Source organism: Candidatus Roseilinea sp. NK_OTU-006, assembly GCF_012931985.1.
In the GTDB taxonomy this organism is placed as follows: Bacteria; Chloroflexota; Anaerolineae; order J036; family Brachytrichaceae; genus JAAFGM01.
The window spans coordinates 100,259-116,292 of the sequence record NZ_JAAFGM010000008.1 but is presented as its reverse complement, the minus strand read 5'-3'; the positions used below and the strand labels follow the sequence as shown (position 1 = coordinate 116,292).

14 protein-coding genes are annotated in these 16,034 nt (G+C 63.1%); 8 read left to right on the top strand and 6 right to left on the bottom strand.

Annotated features, from left to right (window positions below):
- Positions 1-45: 45 nt before the first annotated feature.
- From GXH28_RS06820 to rbsK, 4 genes are all read left to right on the top strand, one after another.
- Entirely contained in the window at positions 46-399 is a 354-nt protein-coding gene (locus GXH28_RS06820) for a hypothetical protein (protein WP_169238271.1), read from the top strand.
- Between the two features lie 16 nt (positions 400-415).
- Entirely contained in the window at positions 416-769 is a 354-nt protein-coding gene (locus tag GXH28_RS06815) for a hypothetical protein (RefSeq protein ID WP_169238270.1), read from the top strand.
- A gap of 469 nt (positions 770-1,238) precedes the next feature.
- A complete protein-coding gene (locus GXH28_RS06810; RefSeq protein ID WP_169238269.1) occupies positions 1,239-2,093 on the top strand; it encodes a hypothetical protein in 855 nt (284 codons plus the stop codon).
- 56 nt (positions 2,094-2,149) lie between these two features.
- Positions 2,150-3,070, top strand: a complete 921-nt coding sequence (gene rbsK, locus GXH28_RS06805; protein ID WP_169238268.1) for a ribokinase — start codon at positions 2,150-2,152, stop codon at positions 3,068-3,070.
- Between the two features lie 68 nt (positions 3,071-3,138).
- Here rbsK and acpP read toward each other — a convergent pair whose 3' ends face one another.
- A complete protein-coding gene (acpP, locus tag GXH28_RS06800; protein WP_169238267.1) occupies positions 3,139-3,390 on the bottom strand; it encodes an acyl carrier protein in 252 nt (83 codons plus the stop codon).
- Positions 3,391-3,485: 95 nt separating this feature from the next.
- On the opposite strand from acpP, the gene fni reads away from it, so the two are divergent.
- Positions 3,486-4,553, top strand: coding sequence for a type 2 isopentenyl-diphosphate Delta-isomerase (gene fni, locus GXH28_RS06795; protein WP_169238266.1), 1,068 nt, complete (start codon positions 3,486-3,488; stop codon positions 4,551-4,553).
- A 57-nt stretch (positions 4,554-4,610) separates the two neighbouring features.
- The gene (locus GXH28_RS06790) at positions 4,611-5,411 is read left to right on the top strand and encodes a DUF6602 domain-containing protein (protein ID WP_169238265.1); all 801 of its coding nucleotides are present in this window, start codon (positions 4,611-4,613) and stop codon (positions 5,409-5,411) included.
- A gap of 14 nt (positions 5,412-5,425) precedes the next feature.
- On the opposite strand, the gene GXH28_RS06785 is transcribed toward GXH28_RS06790, so the two are convergent.
- From GXH28_RS06785 to GXH28_RS06775, 3 genes are all read right to left on the bottom strand, one after another.
- Positions 5,426-7,489, bottom strand: a complete 2,064-nt coding sequence (locus GXH28_RS06785; protein WP_206156740.1) for a PQQ-dependent sugar dehydrogenase — start codon at positions 7,487-7,489, stop codon at positions 5,426-5,428.
- A 33-nt stretch (positions 7,490-7,522) separates the two neighbouring features.
- Positions 7,523-9,655 carry a glycosyltransferase family 39 protein gene (locus GXH28_RS06780; RefSeq protein WP_169238263.1) on the bottom strand — a complete coding sequence of 711 codons (2,133 nt, stop codon included), beginning with the start codon at positions 9,653-9,655 and terminating at the stop codon, positions 7,523-7,525.
- 203 nt (positions 9,656-9,858) lie between these two features.
- Positions 9,859-10,782 carry a hypothetical protein gene (locus GXH28_RS06775; RefSeq protein ID WP_169238262.1) on the bottom strand — a complete coding sequence of 308 codons (924 nt, stop codon included), beginning with the start codon at positions 10,780-10,782 and terminating at the stop codon, positions 9,859-9,861.
- Positions 10,783-10,854: 72 nt separating this feature from the next.
- Here GXH28_RS06775 and GXH28_RS06770 point away from each other — a divergent pair, with 72 nt between their 5' ends.
- Together GXH28_RS06770 and GXH28_RS06765 are read left to right on the top strand one after the other, a co-directional pair.
- Positions 10,855-11,523, top strand: coding sequence for a bifunctional 4-hydroxy-2-oxoglutarate aldolase/2-dehydro-3-deoxy-phosphogluconate aldolase (locus tag GXH28_RS06770; protein WP_169238261.1), 669 nt, complete (start codon positions 10,855-10,857; stop codon positions 11,521-11,523).
- Between the two features lie 189 nt (positions 11,524-11,712).
- Positions 11,713-13,545 (top strand): VanW family protein, encoded by a 1,833-nt coding sequence (locus GXH28_RS06765; RefSeq protein WP_169238260.1) that lies wholly within the window; start codon positions 11,713-11,715, stop codon positions 13,543-13,545.
- Between the two features lie 14 nt (positions 13,546-13,559).
- On the opposite strand, the gene GXH28_RS06760 is transcribed toward GXH28_RS06765, so the two are convergent.
- Together GXH28_RS06760 and GXH28_RS06755 are read right to left on the bottom strand one after the other, a co-directional pair.
- Complete coding sequence (locus GXH28_RS06760; protein ID WP_169238259.1) at positions 13,560-14,831, bottom strand: S41 family peptidase; 1,272 nt, start codon at positions 14,829-14,831, stop codon at positions 13,560-13,562.
- A 261-nt stretch (positions 14,832-15,092) separates the two neighbouring features.
- Positions 15,093-15,935, bottom strand: coding sequence for a fumarylacetoacetate hydrolase family protein (locus GXH28_RS06755; protein WP_169238258.1), 843 nt, complete (start codon positions 15,933-15,935; stop codon positions 15,093-15,095).
- Positions 15,936-16,034: the final 99 nt, after the last annotated feature.

The following is a 16,034-nucleotide window of genomic DNA, read 5'->3' as shown; positions in this document are numbered from 1 at the left end:
CCAGATTTCTACGTCAAGCCCGACGGTCAAGCCGTGCATTCGACCATGTATCGCTATGCTCATTCAGCATTACCACGGACTCAGGAGATCATTGAGACAAAAGTTCTACCGGCGCGTGAAGACGGCTGGTATGTCACGCCGGCAAAGTTTGAGACGGCTTCCGCAGCGCGTGCAGGTTTGCAGATCAATCCAAGCTGGAACGATGCCGCTGTGCGCTTGCAGTTCGACACGCTACAAGTTGCCGGCAAGCTCGAGGTGCCAAGGTCGCTTGGCGGCAAGGGAGCGGCTCCGGAGCCGATCACGGTTAGCTATCCGGAATATGGTCCGGGTGGATATCCTCAATACATCATTAGAAACACGGATGTGTATGTGGACACGGTGAGTTTGTTAGGTCCATAGAGAGGAGTGAGGATCCATGGACGACAAAGAATATGTGGAATGGATGAAGCGTCAATTCAAGCAGCGGCCAGACCCTCGATTGTCCACTCTGGTAGAACGCCTTGAGAGGCTAGCATCCGAAGACCGATATGAGGAAGCCAAGCGACTCATATCTGAGCTAATCGCACTCGATGAAAGGTTAACGTTGGAGGACATGCTAACGCTCACAGGAGAGGTAGCGGCCTTACAAGCCATCCATGAAGTAATCCGAGCGAAAGCTTATCGAGGTGCCGCCTACGACGTAGACAGACTAATCAGAGAAGGCAAATGGCAACCTAACAAAGAGCAGGAAGAGCTTATACGACGATTCGGGCAGTACTTTGCAGGATAAGTATTTCTTGTGTGACGCGGCCTCTTGCGAACAAGCTAGAGCACTCGGAGCGCCGACACACTGACCACCGACCGGCGGTTCATCCTGCCGTTCGCTGCGCTCACGCGGGACGTGGCCGCCGGCCAGCGTTTGGAAGGCAGTGTCGGCCTCTATGATTACAACGCGCGCTACTACTCGCCGCTGTTGGCCCGCTTCCTCTCGCCGGACAGCAGCGTGCCGCGGCCGGACGACCCGTCCCACGGGGACTCCCTGCGGTCGCAGGCGCTCGACCGCTACGCCTAAGTCCTCAACAACCCGCTGAGATACACCGATCCGAGTGGGCATACGCCATGTCCAAGAGATGGCGATAGCGGACTGTCCGGCGCCACTGAAGCGAATACCGCTGCGGGCCAGTCCGCACTTCCCCATTTTGAAATGCTCCCTAGGTGTTTGCCGGCACCGGTCGTACAATGCCCAGCACAATGCACCTATGAAGAAGTTGCACAAGAACGTGTTCTATCACACCACCGCCGGCGGCCTGAACGTGGGATGCGTGATCGGCGAGGACGCCGTCGTCTGCGTTGATCTGCCGCCCGATCCTTCTGAGGCGCGCGCCTGGCGGGCACAAGTGGCCGAACTGAGTGACAAGCCGATCCGCGCTGTCGTCTTTACTGCATCGGATCGGATGAGCGCCGAGTCGCTTGCGGCGGTGGGCGCGCCAACGGCGGTCGTGCATGACGCTGCCTTGGCGCCGTCTGTTGTCCAGGCCGAGCCGGCGCCCGCTCAGCCGTTCGAGTCGCCCCCATCAGTGGCGAGGGGGTGCAACGACGCGCCGCAGCTCACCTTCAGCGACTCGATCAGTATCGTGCTGGGTATGAAGCATGTGACCTTCGTGGACGTCACCTTTCAAGGCGGCTATTCACCCGACGCGTGCTTCGTCACGGTACGCGACTCCGGCATCGTCTTCGCCGGCGATCATGTGGCCGTCGGCCAACCGCCTCATCTGGCGCAGGCGAACCTCGAACGTTGGCTCGCGGTCCTAGCTGCGCTGAAGAAGACCCGCACGATCACGACGCTGGTGCCTGGGCGCGGGCCGGCGGGCGAGCCGGCCGAGGCCGTAGATGCCACGCTCGACTACATCAAGGCCGCCACAGTGCGCGTCAGGGCGCTCGCGCGCGCCCGCCGCAGCCGTTCCGAAGTGGGCGCGCTCGTGCCCGACTTGATGATGCTCTATGCGCCGAAGATCGCCCGTAGCAAGGCGTCGCCGGCCTATGACGTGTTGGCGCACGAAATGCGCGCCGGCTTGGAGCGCCTGTACGATGAGCTCCAAACGAAAGGCGAATAGGGGATAACGCAGCGCGGCTTGCATCGGCAGGTCGCGCTCTGGCCTTGCACAAACCAATGATCACCATCGTGGGCAGCTTGAATATGGACCTGATCGTCCGCGTGCCGCGCTTCCCCATGCCTGGCGAGGCGATTCATGGCAACGATCTACAGACGGCCTGTGGGGGCAAAGGCGCCAATCAGGCCTACGCGGTCGCGCGCATGGGTCATCCGGCGTGCATGATCGGTTGCGTCGGCTCGGACACATTCGGCGAAGCGATGCTCGCTAACTTGCGCGCGGTAGGCGTGGACACACAAGGCGTGATCCACCGGGCCGGCAGCGCCAGCGGCACGGCCATGATCCTCGTGCATGACGCGACAGGGCAAAATGAAATCGTCGTGGCTGCCGGCGCAAATCGCACGTTGACCTTGGCCGACGTGCACGCAGCCGCAGATCGTCTGATTCAGGCCGACGCTGTGATCGCACAGTTGGAGACCAGCTTGGCGGCTACCGAAGCCGCGATGGCTATCGCGCGCCGAGCCGGGCGACTGAGCATCCTCAATCCGGCCCCTTTTGCTCCGCTCGACGATGCGCTGCTGGAATGGTGCGACTACCTCATCCCCAACGAGGCTGAGGCCAGCCAGTTGGCCGGCGTTGAAGTACGCGGCCTGGAAGGTGCGGCCGCGGCAGCCCAAGCGTTGCGACTGCGCGGCGCGCGCAACGTGCTGGTGACGCTGGGCGAAAACGGGGTGTGGGTGGATGCCGAGACTTGGCGCGGCCACGTGCCGGCCTTTCCCGTCGCAGCAGTAGATACCGTGGCAGCGGGCGACACGTTCATCGGCGCATTCGCGACACGGCTGGTCGAAGGCGCGCCTGTGCGCGAGGCCGCGCAGTTTGGCTGCGCGGCCGCAGCCATTGCCGTCACCCGGCCAGGCGCGCAGCCCAGCATCCCGAGCCGCGCGGAGGTCGAGTCTTTCTTGCGCGCGCATAGCGCTTGAAAGCCGTTGCCGAAATAAAAAGGCTCCCGCACGTGCGGGAGCCTTTCGATCGCGAATGTTGCAGTGTCTTATGCGCTCTGGCGCTGTCGCTGTTCCAGGTAGGCGACCGCTTCACCAATCGTGGTAATCTTCTGAGCGTCTTCGTCGGAAATCTCGCCGCCGAATTCCTCTTCGAATGCCATGATAAGCTCAACGAGATCGAGCGAGTCCGCCTCAAGGTCTTCGCGGAACCTTGCCTCCATGGTGACCTTCTCGGGCGCAACGCCGAGCAGTTTGACAGTAAGCGCCTTGACGCGTTCGAATGTGGACTGGTCTGACATTAATCTATATCCTCCTGTGGTGATCCATTGGGCATTTTAATCTATCCCTATGTCCCTGAAACACCGCTGGCAGAAAGGGGTTACGGAATCGCGCTATGACGGATGAACGACGCGCAGAGGTGAGCGCGCGCGAGGGACATCAGTTGGAAACGCGCAAAGCCGATCACATTCGCATTAACCTGGATGAGAATGTCGCTTCGCGCTTGACCAGCGGCCTGGAGCGCTACCGCTTTATGCACCAAGCGCTGCCCGAGATAGACGCGCGCGAAATAGACATGGGCGTAACGTTGTTTGGGCGGCGGCTGGGCGCGCCTTTGCTCATCTCGTGCATGACCGGCGGCACGGAGCAGGCGCGTACGATCAACCGCAACCTGGCGATTGCGGCGCAGCAAGCGCGCATCCCCATGGGGCTTGGCTCTACGCGCGCTGCTGTCGTCCGACCCGAACTGGCCGACACCTTCCAGGTGCGCGATGTCGCGCCGGATATTCTCCTCTTTGCGAACATTGGCGCAGTGCAGCTCAACTATGGGTTCAATATTGATGATTGCCGGCGCGCCGTAGCGCTGACCGGCGCCGATGCCCTGGTCTTGCACCTAAACCCGCTGCAGGAGATCCTGCAACCGGAAGGTGATGTGAATTGGGGCGGTTTACTCGAAAGGATCGAGCGGGTCGCGCGCGCCCTGCAGGCCGATGGCATCCCGGTCATCGCCAAAGAGGTCGGCTGGGGGATCTCTCCTCGCGTTGCGCGCGACTTGGCCAACGCCGGTGTGGCCGCGATTGATGTGGCCGGCGCCGGCGGCACATCGTGGAGCCAGGTTGAGATGTTCCGCGCGCGGAATGACGTGCAGCGCCGCATCGCCGAGGCTTTCGTAGATTGGGGCATCCCCACGGCTGATTCGATTCGCTACGTGCGCGAGGCCGCGCCGGACGTGGTCATCTTCGCCAGCGGCGGTTTGAAGAACGGCGTGGATGGCGCAAAGTGCCTGGCGCTGGGCGCCACGTTGTTCGGCATGGCCCGCCCGTTTCTGCGCGCGGCCACCATCTCCCCAGAGGCGGTCGGCGATGAGATCGCCGTGATCCTCGGCCAGCTCCGCGCCGCGATGTTGTGCGCCGGCGCGCGCGACCTGGTCGCGCTGCGCAAAGTCGAGCTGATCCGCATGTGAAATGGCGCGCCGCACACGCCGATCGAGCGTCGCCATGCGATACACTACGCTACGGCCATGTTGATCCTGGATGCCATCCGCGCCTATGTCGAACCCATCGAGCAGCGCGTTCATCTGGGCGAGGTCTTTCAGGACGGCGCGGACAGCGCGGAATACCAGCACGCTTTTATCACTCACGTCCTCCGGCCAATGTTGCCCTTGCGCTATGGCCTGGAACGAGGCAAGGCGTTCTCAATAGACGACGTGACCACGCGCGAAGACAGCATCTTGATCTACGACGCGATCTTCGCCTTGCCGATGGGGCGGTTGCTGCCGTGCGAGGGGGTGTATGCGATGTGCGAGGTCGCGCCGCGTCTCGATCAGGAGACGTTCGCCGAACGTCTGCAGAATGTGGCCTCGCTCAAGCGCTTGCATCGCAGTAAGGCGACGGCCCATGACGTGACGCCGATACACCACCTGGGCGTGTTCGGCGCGCGCTACGCGCAACTCTCCGACGACAAGCTCAACCCCTATCTGGGCTACATCTTTGCGGCGGAGGCGATCGCGCCGGATGTGTTGTTGCAGCGTCTGAACAGTTTGATCGAGGAGGATGTCATCCGGCCAGAACACACGCCCGACACCATCGTATGCTTCCGCGATCGTTGGATAATCACGCGCCAAACCCGCACGGGCGACATCGCCGTGCCCCGCAGCAGCTTCGCTAAGTTTGGCCTATGGCGACCGGATTCGCATTTGATGCCGTTGCTCTACGTGTTGCTCAATGCCAGCCTATCGCAGATCCAGTTGCGCAACCCCGACCTGCTGCGGCCGCTGGCGGCGCTGACGAAGTATAAGCCGGCGCGGCCCAATGGACGCTGAAATCCGGCCAGGCGCTACTGCGTCGGTGCTTGCACCAGCTTGGCGGCTACGTCGCGCATGATCGAGCCGTCGGGGTTGAGCACGCGCGCCTTGAACTGCCAATCGCCGTCGTTCGTGTCAATCTTCAGCAACAGCGCGTTGTAGCCCCGCTTCAGCTCGATCGGCGGCAGGTCAATGTCGCGTAGATCGTCGGGCATGTAGCGGCTTACCTTGTTGCGCCAGATCTCTTTGCCGTTCAGCCAGGCGGCCAGTCCATCGTCCGAGTTCATCCCCAACAGGCCCTTGCGATCCTCGGCGGACTCGATCCACACGAAGGCATACGCCACGGTCTTCCGTGAGGGCGTGATGTAGTTCAGCAGGTTGATGTTGCGCGATGGGCTGCGGATCGCCCAGGCAGTCTTGTCGCCAGGGCGGGCGATGTAATTGGCTTCGCCGCCGGGCAGCACGTCGTCGTCCAGCGTGCCGTAGGGATACCCGCCGTTCAGCCACCATGCTCGGATGTAGCCGTCGCTCGGAAATGGATAAATGTTGACCTTGGTCGCGGCAAGGTTCCCTTTGCCGTCGGTTGCGGTGAAGATCGCTTCCACGAAGCCATCGTCGCGCAAATCGGCCGGCATGACGAAGCTAGCCTGTAGCCCGGTCGTGTAGGTGATCGGTGTGGCGCGCCGTCCGTCGTAGCGGGTGATGCGCCATTCGGCCGCTACGGCGTTCCTGGTCTCGCCGCGCAGCCGCACGGTCTGACCTGCCAGGTAGGTGTCGCCATCGAATGGGGCGAGGATGGTCGCCGAGGGCTTATTGCTCGCCGCAGGTCGGGTGATCGTCGCCAGCGCGCCAACAGGGCGGGCTTCATAGACGATGCGCCGCAGCCCGCCAGAGTAGATCGAGAGATACCACAATGCGCCATCCGGGCCGAACTGGATGTCCACCGGTTCGCCCATCTGCTTGCCGAAAGGAATGGTTTCCTTGAAGCGCCCACGTTCGTCCAGAACGGTGCGGTTGATCACTTGTGTGGAGTAGTCGCCCCAGAAGAAGTTGCCCTTCATCTCCGGCGGGAAATGGTCGCCGGTGTTGAAGTCGCCCGCCGTCACCGACGCGTTGTTCTCGTTGTGGTGATAGCTCAGTTCTTTGGGCGTAGTGGTCTTTACGTTGATTCCTCGGCACTCCGGCATGCTTTGGAATTGCGGCACATCCATGATGCCTTCCACGCATGGCCAACCGAAGTTGGAGCCTTTCGTCGCAATCATCAGCATCTCGTAGGTGTTCCAGCCCACATCGCCGACGTAAGGCAGTTGCGTCTCTGGATGCAAGGCAAAACGGAAGGGGTTGCGGTAGCCGTATGACCACACCCGCGAGCGCGCGCGCTTGGGGAAGCGCGGGTCGTAGAACGGGTTGCCGGGCACGCCATTGCCGGTGCGCGGGTCAATTCGCAGCACCTTGCCTTGCAACGTATTGATGTCCAGCGCGGTGAGCGAAAGCTTGTCGGGCATGGCCGAGAGCGAGCCCTCGCCCAGCGAGACCCAGAGCAACCCGCGCTTATCGAACTTGAGTGTGCCGACCGAGTGATTCTGCGTGTAATTCCAGTGGTCGTCGAACAAGACGAAGGCGCTGTTCGGCCTGACCACATCCCCTTCGACGGTGTAGCGCACCAGCCGGCTGCGGCGAGGTTCATCCACGTCTTTGGCCTGGCCCGGCGCATCCCATGCGTAGAGCAGGTAAATCCACCCGTTCTCGGCGAAGTTCGGGTCGAGCGCCATGCCGATCAGGCCGCGATCGACGAAGCTGTTCACTTCGTCGCGGATGTCAATCAGGGGCCGCGCGTAGAGCACGCCGTCCTTCCACACTTTGACCCGACCCGCTTTCTCAGCGATGAAGACGCGGCCATCTGGCGCAAAAGTGAACGTCGTCGGCAGCTCGAGGTTTGCGGTGATCGGCTCCACCTTGAATCCTGGCGGCACCTCCAGGGCGCGTATCGTTTTGGCCTGAGATGTGCCGGCGATGAAAAAAGGAGCGCTAAGCACAATGATGAGCATGAGCGCAAGCGCAGAAACGCGCCGATTGAAGCGAGAATGATGTGACACAACCAACCTCCTCAGTTGCAGCAGCGCGGGCAGCTAACGGATTTCGACGAATACGATATCGTCCGGCCACGGGCGGCCATCGGCCGTGTGAGCAGCGAGGCGCTGGCCAGTCCGCCTGTCATACCAGCCGATGCGCAACCGTCGAGCCTCCGGGGACAACACCAGCGCGCGCGCGTCACGCACCCGCTCGCCCGCCTCCCACAGGCCGGTGGGGTATTGCCCGTCGAATGGCTCGGCGTCTTGCTGGGCGATCTGCGCGCCGTTTTCATCCAGGATGTGCACGAAGAACGTGTAGTCGCCGCCTGGGGGCTTCAGCGTGGTCCAGTCGAAGGTGACCTGATCCGGCGAAAAGCGCACGCGATCGAGACGGAGGGCGTCGCCGAACACGGCAATTGGCGGCTGCGAGGATGCCGGCGCCGGAGCGATCGCTGAGGTGACTTTCACTCGGTCTATCAGGAAGGTGCCTGTATTCGCGCCGTTAATCTGCGCGTCGCCCGGCGTTGGATACAACTTGTATAGCTTGAGTTGCACCCGGGCTGGGCCGGGCGATGCCGTGGCGTCAATGGGCAGACGGTATACGTCGCGAAAGTATGCGCCGGGTTGCCAGCGTTGCGTAGCGAAGCGCCCCCCAAAGGGAATGGCCAGTTTGCGCCCAATCACCTCGCCATCCAAGCCGAGCGCTTCTAGCACCACGCGGTAGCTCTGGTTGACCGGCGCCAGCGCGCCCCAATACAGTATTACCTCCAATTGCCCGCCAGGCGCCACGCGTTTAGCACCGACCTCGGCGTGCAATAACTCGATCATGCCATCGAACACCGCCACGCCGGCGCTGGGGAGTCGGTAAGCGGCGACCAGCGCTGTGCGGCTCATCGTGTCTGGCGTGGCGTAGGCCGGCCGCAGCGTGACGAACGGCGTCGCGACGGCCAGCGCAAGCAATGACCCCGCGCCGGCGATGGACGTTGCGCGCCAGACGCGCTGCGGCGCAAGCGTCAGCCAGCCCATCGCCGTCAACACCACGACCGGCGCAACGCCTGGCATGATCAGGCGGCTGTTCTCTGTGCCCACATAGCTTCTCAGCCACCATACGAACATGACCACGAGGGCGATTTGCCAAATCATCAGCAGGGTGAAGCCGGCGCGGTTGCCCACCATCGGCAGCCGACGGGCGAAGGCGACGACGCAGCCGATCACCGCAAGCGCCAGCGCAACGAACAGCACGACGTTTACCCACGCATCGTAATGTAGTTCGATGCCCAGGTTGCCCCAGTACGACGTGAACCACAGCGGCAGCGTCGCGATCACTCCATCGGCGCTCAGCGGCGGCTTGCGCAACAGCGCTTCGTTCGCTGCCCGGACTTGCGCCCATGCCAGCGGATGGTCGTAGTTGAGCCAGTTGAAGATGAACCACCAGCCGGCCACGGCCAAGAAGCCGACCAGCAGCGCCGCGATGCGCGTCAACGGGCTTTGGCGTGGCGCGACCAGGAAGACGGCCGCCAGCGCCGGCGCGAGCAGGCCTAGCCCTTGCAACTTGCACAGCGTGGCCGTGGCTACCAGCGCCCCAAGGACGAAGAATGCGTGCGCCGCGGCTTGGCCGCGCGCACGTGTCGGGTTTGTCATGCGCACCATCCACCCGCAGGTTGCCGTGGCGGCCAGCGTGATGGCGATATCGTTGTTGACGATGCTGCTGAGGTGAATGAACTTCGGGTTGAAGGCCACCAACGCGGCGCACAGCGCGGCTGCCCGCGCGCGTGAAGCCTCGGTGATGGCGCGGCCGGTGAAGATGCGGCGCGCAATCAAATACACCAGGATAATCGTCGCTGCGCCCAGCAGCGACGATAGCCAGCGCGCCGCCCGCACAGCCCACACCGCGCCCTGATACGGCCAGCGTTCAGCTTCGGTGTGGATATGCTGGCCGCGTACGCCAACATAGCCTTGATTGAGCGACCGGTCGAACCAATCGGGGTTGAGCAGGACTAACTGGTTGAGATTGCTGCGATCGAATGGGCTGATGACCAGCGCCGCCAGCGCGTAATACAGCACTGGCTGCGTCACCTCGTGCGAAGGCAAGTCGCGTTTCAGATCCGGCAAGCGGCCTTCGCTGGCCAGGTAGTGCGCATAGCGGAAGTGGGAGGCCTCGTCGGGCGCTTCAAATATCGGCAGCGTCACGTTGTAGATCGCGCACAGCGCCAGAAATGCAACGAGAATGAAATTGAGAATTGTCCCGCTCCCGCTTCCGGCGAAGCCTTCAGCGAGCCGGGATCGCAGGAAGAATTGAAAATTGAGAAAGAGAGGTGAAAGTGAAGTCCTCTGCTCTCCGACTTCTAACTTCCGACTTCTGGCCTCTGGCCTCTGGCCTCTGGCTTCTGAACTCACTGCGTCAGCCATCGGAACAGGTTGCGCGCATAGGTGCGGTTGTCGAACTCGTCAATGTCAGTGCCGGGTCCCGGCCCATTGTGAAAGGTGTTGCGGTCGCATGTGCCGGCCAGCTTGCCGCCGCGTGCGTTCTCGCGCACCCACGTGCAAGCGACCACATCGCCGGGCCGGATTTTGGCCTGCTCCGCCGGCTGCAAGGCGCAGCCGCTGCGCTCCAGCGGCGAACACTTCGCCAACACTTGTTGCTCGCTTAGGCGCGCCGCGCTGAGGAGGAATTGGCTGCTGCCTTCGGTGGCGAACGACGCCACGCCCTGCATGATGGGGTGGCTGCTCACAATGTCGGTGATCTGCGTCGTCGGTTGGAAGTTGTCGGGGAACACCTCAATCCCGAATTGATTGAGGAAGCTGTTGTCGCTGGCCCAATTGTCCGGGCCGTATTGAAAGTCGGCATAGACGAGGATGCGGCCGCCGGCCTCATAGTATTCGGTCAGTGCCGCTACTTCGCCGGCGTCCAGCAGGCGGCTGTTGGAACCGAGCACAACCAACGTGTAAGGCGACAGCAACGTCGGCGTGATCGCTGTGTTGGCCGTGAGGATATATTCGTCCACCGATAACTGCAGATCGCCTTCGAGCACCTCAGTGCGCAACCGCGAGAAGCTCTCCGGCTTGCTGCCGTCGTCGCGCACGCGCGAGTGTGGGTAGCCGGTCTCCGGGATATGGTCGCCGTTGATAAACAGCACGCGCTTGCGGCCTTCGATGGCGATCCCGGGCAGGTAGGCGCGCGGCGCCGGCGTCGTTGATGGCTTACCTTGGCCAGGCGAGTCGGTTGGCGCCGCCGACGGTTGCGCCGGCGATGGGGCTGTGCCGCAGGCCGCCAGGGCAATGCACAGCATCGCGGCACACCAGTTTTGAATGCGCATGGCCGCCTGGATTATATGGGATGCGCTCGCGCTCGGCGCGCCAAACGAGCTACAATGCCAACCGATTGCGCCATGCTTCTGATCGAACGTCGCCTGCGCGCGCTCTTTCGTGAGCAAGTCGTTGCCATCATTCGCGTTGCCGAAGCCGAACGCGCGTTGGGGCTGGCGCGCGCTCTGATCGCGGGCGGCTTCCGCTGTGTGGAGGTCACGATGACTGTGCCCGGCGCGCTAGACGTGATCCAAACCCTGTGCGCCGACGCGCCCGAGGATGTGTTGATCGGCGCCGGCACCGTGACCAGCGCCGCCGAAGCGCGCCGGTGCATCGAGGTCGGCGCGCAGTTCCTCGTCTCGCCGATTTGCGAGACCGACATCATCCGCCCCAGCCGCGAAGCCGGCGTGGTCGCCATCCCCGCCGGCATGACACCGACCGAGATCATGCATGCCTGGCGTCTGGGCGCGCACGTGGTCAAAGTCTTCCCCGCCGGCGCCATCGGCGGTCCGGCCTTCATCCGCGCCGTGCGTGGACCGCTGCCCGATATTCCGCTGTGGGTGAGCGGCGCCGTGCAGCCTTGCGAAACACAAGCGTATCTGGCCGCCGGCGCGCAACTCGTCGGCTTGAACGCCGGTGCGCTCCCGAACTCCTTAATTGAATCGGGCGACTGGGCCGGGCTGGCTGCTGCAGCCCGCGCCATGCTGGACGAAGCGCGACACGCGGCGAAGGTCATGTCGCCGGCAAGTTAAGCACCCACCGCATCCGCGAATCGTCGCCTGGCCGATACCGATAGGGGGTTGGCAGGGGGCGTTTTTGGCGCGGAGGGGCGTGCGCAATATGGCCTCGCCCATATACGCAAAAGTGCACCGGTGATCAGCCGCAAAGGGATACAATATCCGTCGTGTCATCCGCGCGCTGTTGTGGATGATGTGCAGGCCATGCTCAGGAGTTTGTTCCGACCGCTTTACTTGTTGTTCGCGATGCTGGTCGTCGGCCTGGCGTATGGGGTGGGCGCGCTGGCCTACCACCATATCTACTACCAGAATCGCGTCTTTCCCGGCGTGCACCTGCAGGGCATAGACCTGAGCGGCATGACGCCGGAGGAAGTTTTCGCCGTCGCGCAACTCCAATCCCAATACTTCCATTTGCCGGCCATCCGCGTGCAAGCGGCCGAGCAGCAGTATGTCTTTCGGCCTGCCGACTTCGGCATTGGCCTCGATCCGGCAGAGACGGTGCGCGTTGCGCTCAGCGTCGGGCGCCAGGGCGACCTGCTGACGCAAATCCGCCAGCGCTTCCAGGCTTGGTGGCGCGGGATAGATGTGTCGCCCGTCGTGCGGGTGGACGGCGGTGAGATCATGCACATCGTGCGGCAAGTGGCCGAGCAGACCGAGAGACCGGCCATAGATGCGCGCCTCGAGTTTGAAGGCGGCGTCCCGCGCGCATCGCCGTCCCAGGTCGGCCGCGAGCTGGATGAGGCCATGGCCGTACAACTGATCCGCTCGGCGGCGCTGATGCATCGGCCGACGGACATCGTGCTACCTTACAGGACGCTCGAGCCAAAGGTCGCTTCGGTGGCCGCGGTGGCCGACGCTATCGCGCGCATGGTGAGCGACGATTTGGTGGTGATGGCGCCGCGCTGGGATGAGGCCGGCAACCCCTTGCCGCCGCTTGAAGCGTTCCGCATCCGCAAAGCGGATCTGCTCGACTTTGTGCTGATTGAGCAGCCGCCGAATGATCCGGCCAACATCACCGTGCGGATGCGCCGAGACAAGCTGCGCGCGCTGGTCGAGCCGCTGGGCAAGGCTGTAGCGCAGAAAGCGCAGAATGCGCGGTTCGCGTTCAACCCATCCACCGGCCAGTTGCGCGCCATTGCGCCCTCGCGCGACGCGCGCACGCTCGATGTTGAAGCCACACTGGACGCGCTGGAAGCAGCCATGCACAGCGCCCACCGTGTTGTGACGCTCGTCGTCAACACCACGCCGGCCGCGGTGCCGGCCACAGCCACGGCGCAGGACCTCGGCATCACCCAGCTCATCACCCAAGCCACGACCTACTTCAAAGGCTCCAGCACGGCCCGGCTGAACAACGTGAAGGTCGCCGCAGCGCGCTTCAACGGTGTCGTCATACCGCCTGGCGCGGTCTTTTCGTTCAACGAATATCTGGGCGATGTGTCGGAGAAAGAGGGTTTCCAGGAGGGCTTGATCATCGTCGGCAATCGCACGGTGAAGGGCGTTGGCGGCGGCGTATGTCAGGTCTCGACTACAGCTTACCAGGCGGCGCTGCGTGCCGGCTTTCCCATCATCGAGCGCTACCCACATGGCTATCGCGTCAGCTACTACGAGCGCGGCATGGGACCCGGCTTCGATGCGTCGGTGTTCTCGCCATACGCCGACCTCAAGTTCATCAACGACACAAACGCCCATCTGTTGATCGAGACGATCTACGACCCAGCGCGTGTGACGCTCACCTTCAAGTTCTACGGCACGCCCGACGGCCGCCAGGTGACGATCAGCTCCGCCACAATCACCGATGTCGTGCCGCACGGGCCGGATATCTACGAACGTGACACCGAAGGGGAGGTGCCGCCTGGCCAGGCCAAGCAGGTGGATTACGCTGTGGATGGTGCGACGGTCTTCTTCACGCGCGTCGTCACGCGCAACGGCGAGACGCTAATTAACGAACGCGTGGTGAGCAAGTACGTGCCCTGGCAAGCAGTCTATCGCTACGGGCCGGACTTCACGCCGCCGGAAGGCGCCGTGGTCAAGAACTGAGCGCGGCAGACCCATCAGGGCGCCGTCAAGACGTGGATGGCCTGCTGAACGTGCGGGTCGTCCTCGGCCGTGAAATCTTCCCACGCCGCTGCGGAGAGGATGTTCGGTGTCACGCCTCTGCCGCGCCAACTGTTGTTCTTCACGCTGATGTAGTCGGCGGTGGGAAACTGGACACGTAGGCGCGAGCTAGGCAGCGTGGCCGTGGCGAATTGAGCGACCTGGCCGCTCGTCTTCGTCCCAACGATCTGTGCGCGGCCGAGGTCTTGTAGGAGGCCGGCGAACGCCTCAGCTTGTCCGCTGGTCAGCTCGCTGACGAGCACGGCCATCGGCACTTCTTGAGAGCCGGCAATGCTCTTCCCGATGATCTCGATCGTTTCTTTTTTGCTGCGCGTTTGCACGGCCCCCACCGGCCCGTTTGCGAACAAGCTGAGCATCTCGTCCAGTGGGAATTCGTTGCCACGGATGATGCGCAAATCGAGCACGAGCCCGTCAATGTTGCGATCTGCGCTCAGTTCGCGCAGTGCGTTGGCCGTGTCGGCGCGCATCGTGCTCAGTTGCGTCGGATTCGGCGCGATGTAGCCGATGTTGGTATCGGGCAAGCGCTTGTAGCGAATTGGGCTGCGCGGCTCGACCGGACGGCGCGTCAAGGTGAGATCGCGCGGCGGCTGACCGGGCGTGCGCACGGTGATGGTGACCTTGCTGCCGGCCTCGCCGCGCAGTTTGGGGATCAACTCGGCGCGCTTGGCGAACGTGACCGGCTCGCCTTCGATGGCGATGATGGCATCGTGCGGCTTAATGCCGGCGCGATCGGCCGGCGAATCGGGATACACGGCCAAGACCAAGAGGCGGTCCTTGCCCTCGCGCGGCAGGTCAATCAAGACGCCGATGCCAGAATATGTCCCGGAGCCGCCGGATGGCGGTTGGCTTTGCGCAGGCGGAAGGATGATCACTTCTTCATCGTCCAGCGCTTCAATGATCTTCTGCAAGCTCTCAACCAAGCGCGCTTCATCGCCATCGCCCTGCGCGATCTTCAAACGTTCGGCGTCAACGGTCATCTGCCACTTGTCGTCGAGGGCATCGGCGTTGAGATAGGCTTCGCGCAAGCTTTGCGCGACGAAGTCGAAGTCCCGTAGCTGTGCAGCGACCTTAGGCGATACATCCGCCGGCGCAGCCGGAGTCACCCGGCGGTTGAAGAGACTGCCCAAACTGGGGCTGCCCACACACGCAGTGAGCGTGAGCAGCGTCACGACACCCACTCCGACCAACCAACGATTTACCCTGCTCATCTTCGGCTTCACCCCGCTGTTCTTCTGAACGCAACCTGCTCGAACTCGAAACTTGCCGGCGCATCCACAGCCCAACCCGGACTTCTTGTGACTGGGACGATGATCGCGCTTGTCGGGTGTTGCTTGGGTGCGGTGAATTATATTTCGGCGTGGGCGCGTTCTTCCCGCGCGATGGCGTCTCGGCTCAAGTGGTCAGGGTGGGCTTGAACGCGGGCGTTGCAACCCATGCGCTTCCCCGCCGGCGTTCGTTCTGCCCTGTGCTCAGCGCACGCGGCAGAAGTTGGTCAAGGCGCCAATTCGCTCGATCTCAACGGTGACTTCGTCGCCGTCCTTCAGCCATACGGGAGGCTTCATGCCCATGCCTACGCCGGGCGGCGTGCCGGTGGCGATCAGGTCACCGGGCATCAACGTCATGAACTTGCTGAGATACGACACCAGCGTCGCCACGTCGAAGATCATCTCGCGCGTGTTGGAGTCCTGCACCACCGTGCCGTTCACCCGGCAGCGGATGGCCAGGTTCTGTGGGTCGGGGATTTCATCGGTGGTGACCAGGCACGGGCCGACCGGGCAAAAGCCATCGAGCGTCTTGCCGAGCGTAAACTGTTTGGCGCTGTCGGTGAGCTGGATGTCGCGCGCGCTTACGTCGTTCACGCAGGTATAGCCGCCGACGTAGGCCATCGCCTCTTCCTTGCTCACCCGGTAACAGGGCTTGCCGATCACCACGCCTAACTCGGCCTCCCAGTCCACCTGCTGCGTGACGTCGGCATACCAGGTGATTGCATCGCCCGGATGCGCCAGGGCGTTGGCAAACTTGGCAAATACCACCGGCCGCGCGGGCGTCTGCGCGTTGCTCTCTTTGACGTGATCCATGTAGTTCAGACCGATGCAAATGAAGGAGCGTGGCGCGAACGGCGCGCGCAGGCGCAGCGGCGCCGGTATCCGGCGCGCAGGGTCGGCCATCAGTCGCTCGGCCCGCGCCCGCGCCTGGGGATTGGATGCGATCTCGAGTGCGTCGCCTGCTTCGGTGAGGTCCACGGCGCCGCCGTCGGGGTGCAATGCGCCCACGCCGGCGCGCCCATCGAGTTCATAGGTGATGATTTTCATTGCATGCAAAGTGTAAGCTGAACTCGCCGACCTTGCCGCCCCGTTCGGTGGCGTGGGACCGATCAGGCCGCCGATGCCCGGTGGGCGCACGTTGAGGCG

Excerpts from the sequence above, each read along its gene's own strand:
- GXH28_RS06820 (WP_169238271.1), top strand. The coding sequence starts at position 46 with ATGTATCGCTATGCTCATTCAGCATTACCACGGACTCAGGAGATCATT.
- GXH28_RS06815 (WP_169238270.1), top strand. The coding sequence starts at position 416 with ATGGACGACAAAGAATATGTGGAATGGATGAAGCGTCAATTCAAGCAG.
- GXH28_RS06810 (WP_169238269.1), top strand. The coding sequence starts at position 1,239 with ATGAAGAAGTTGCACAAGAACGTGTTCTATCACACCACCGCCGGCGGC.
- rbsK (WP_169238268.1), top strand. The coding sequence starts at position 2,150 with ATGATCACCATCGTGGGCAGCTTGAATATGGACCTGATCGTCCGCGTG.
- acpP (WP_169238267.1), bottom strand. The coding sequence starts at position 3,390 with ATGTCAGACCAGTCCACATTCGAACGCGTCAAGGCGCTTACTGTCAAA.
- fni (WP_169238266.1), top strand. The coding sequence starts at position 3,486 with ATGACGGATGAACGACGCGCAGAGGTGAGCGCGCGCGAGGGACATCAG.
- GXH28_RS06790 (WP_169238265.1), top strand. The coding sequence starts at position 4,611 with ATGTTGATCCTGGATGCCATCCGCGCCTATGTCGAACCCATCGAGCAG.
- GXH28_RS06775 (WP_169238262.1), bottom strand. The coding sequence starts at position 10,782 with ATGCGCATTCAAAACTGGTGTGCCGCGATGCTGTGCATTGCCCTGGCG.
- GXH28_RS06770 (WP_169238261.1), top strand. The coding sequence starts at position 10,855 with ATGCTTCTGATCGAACGTCGCCTGCGCGCGCTCTTTCGTGAGCAAGTC.
- GXH28_RS06765 (WP_169238260.1), top strand. The coding sequence starts at position 11,713 with ATGCTCAGGAGTTTGTTCCGACCGCTTTACTTGTTGTTCGCGATGCTG.
- GXH28_RS06760 (WP_169238259.1), bottom strand. The coding sequence starts at position 14,831 with ATGAGCAGGGTAAATCGTTGGTTGGTCGGAGTGGGTGTCGTGACGCTG.
- GXH28_RS06755 (WP_169238258.1), bottom strand. The coding sequence starts at position 15,935 with ATGAAAATCATCACCTATGAACTCGATGGGCGCGCCGGCGTGGGCGCA.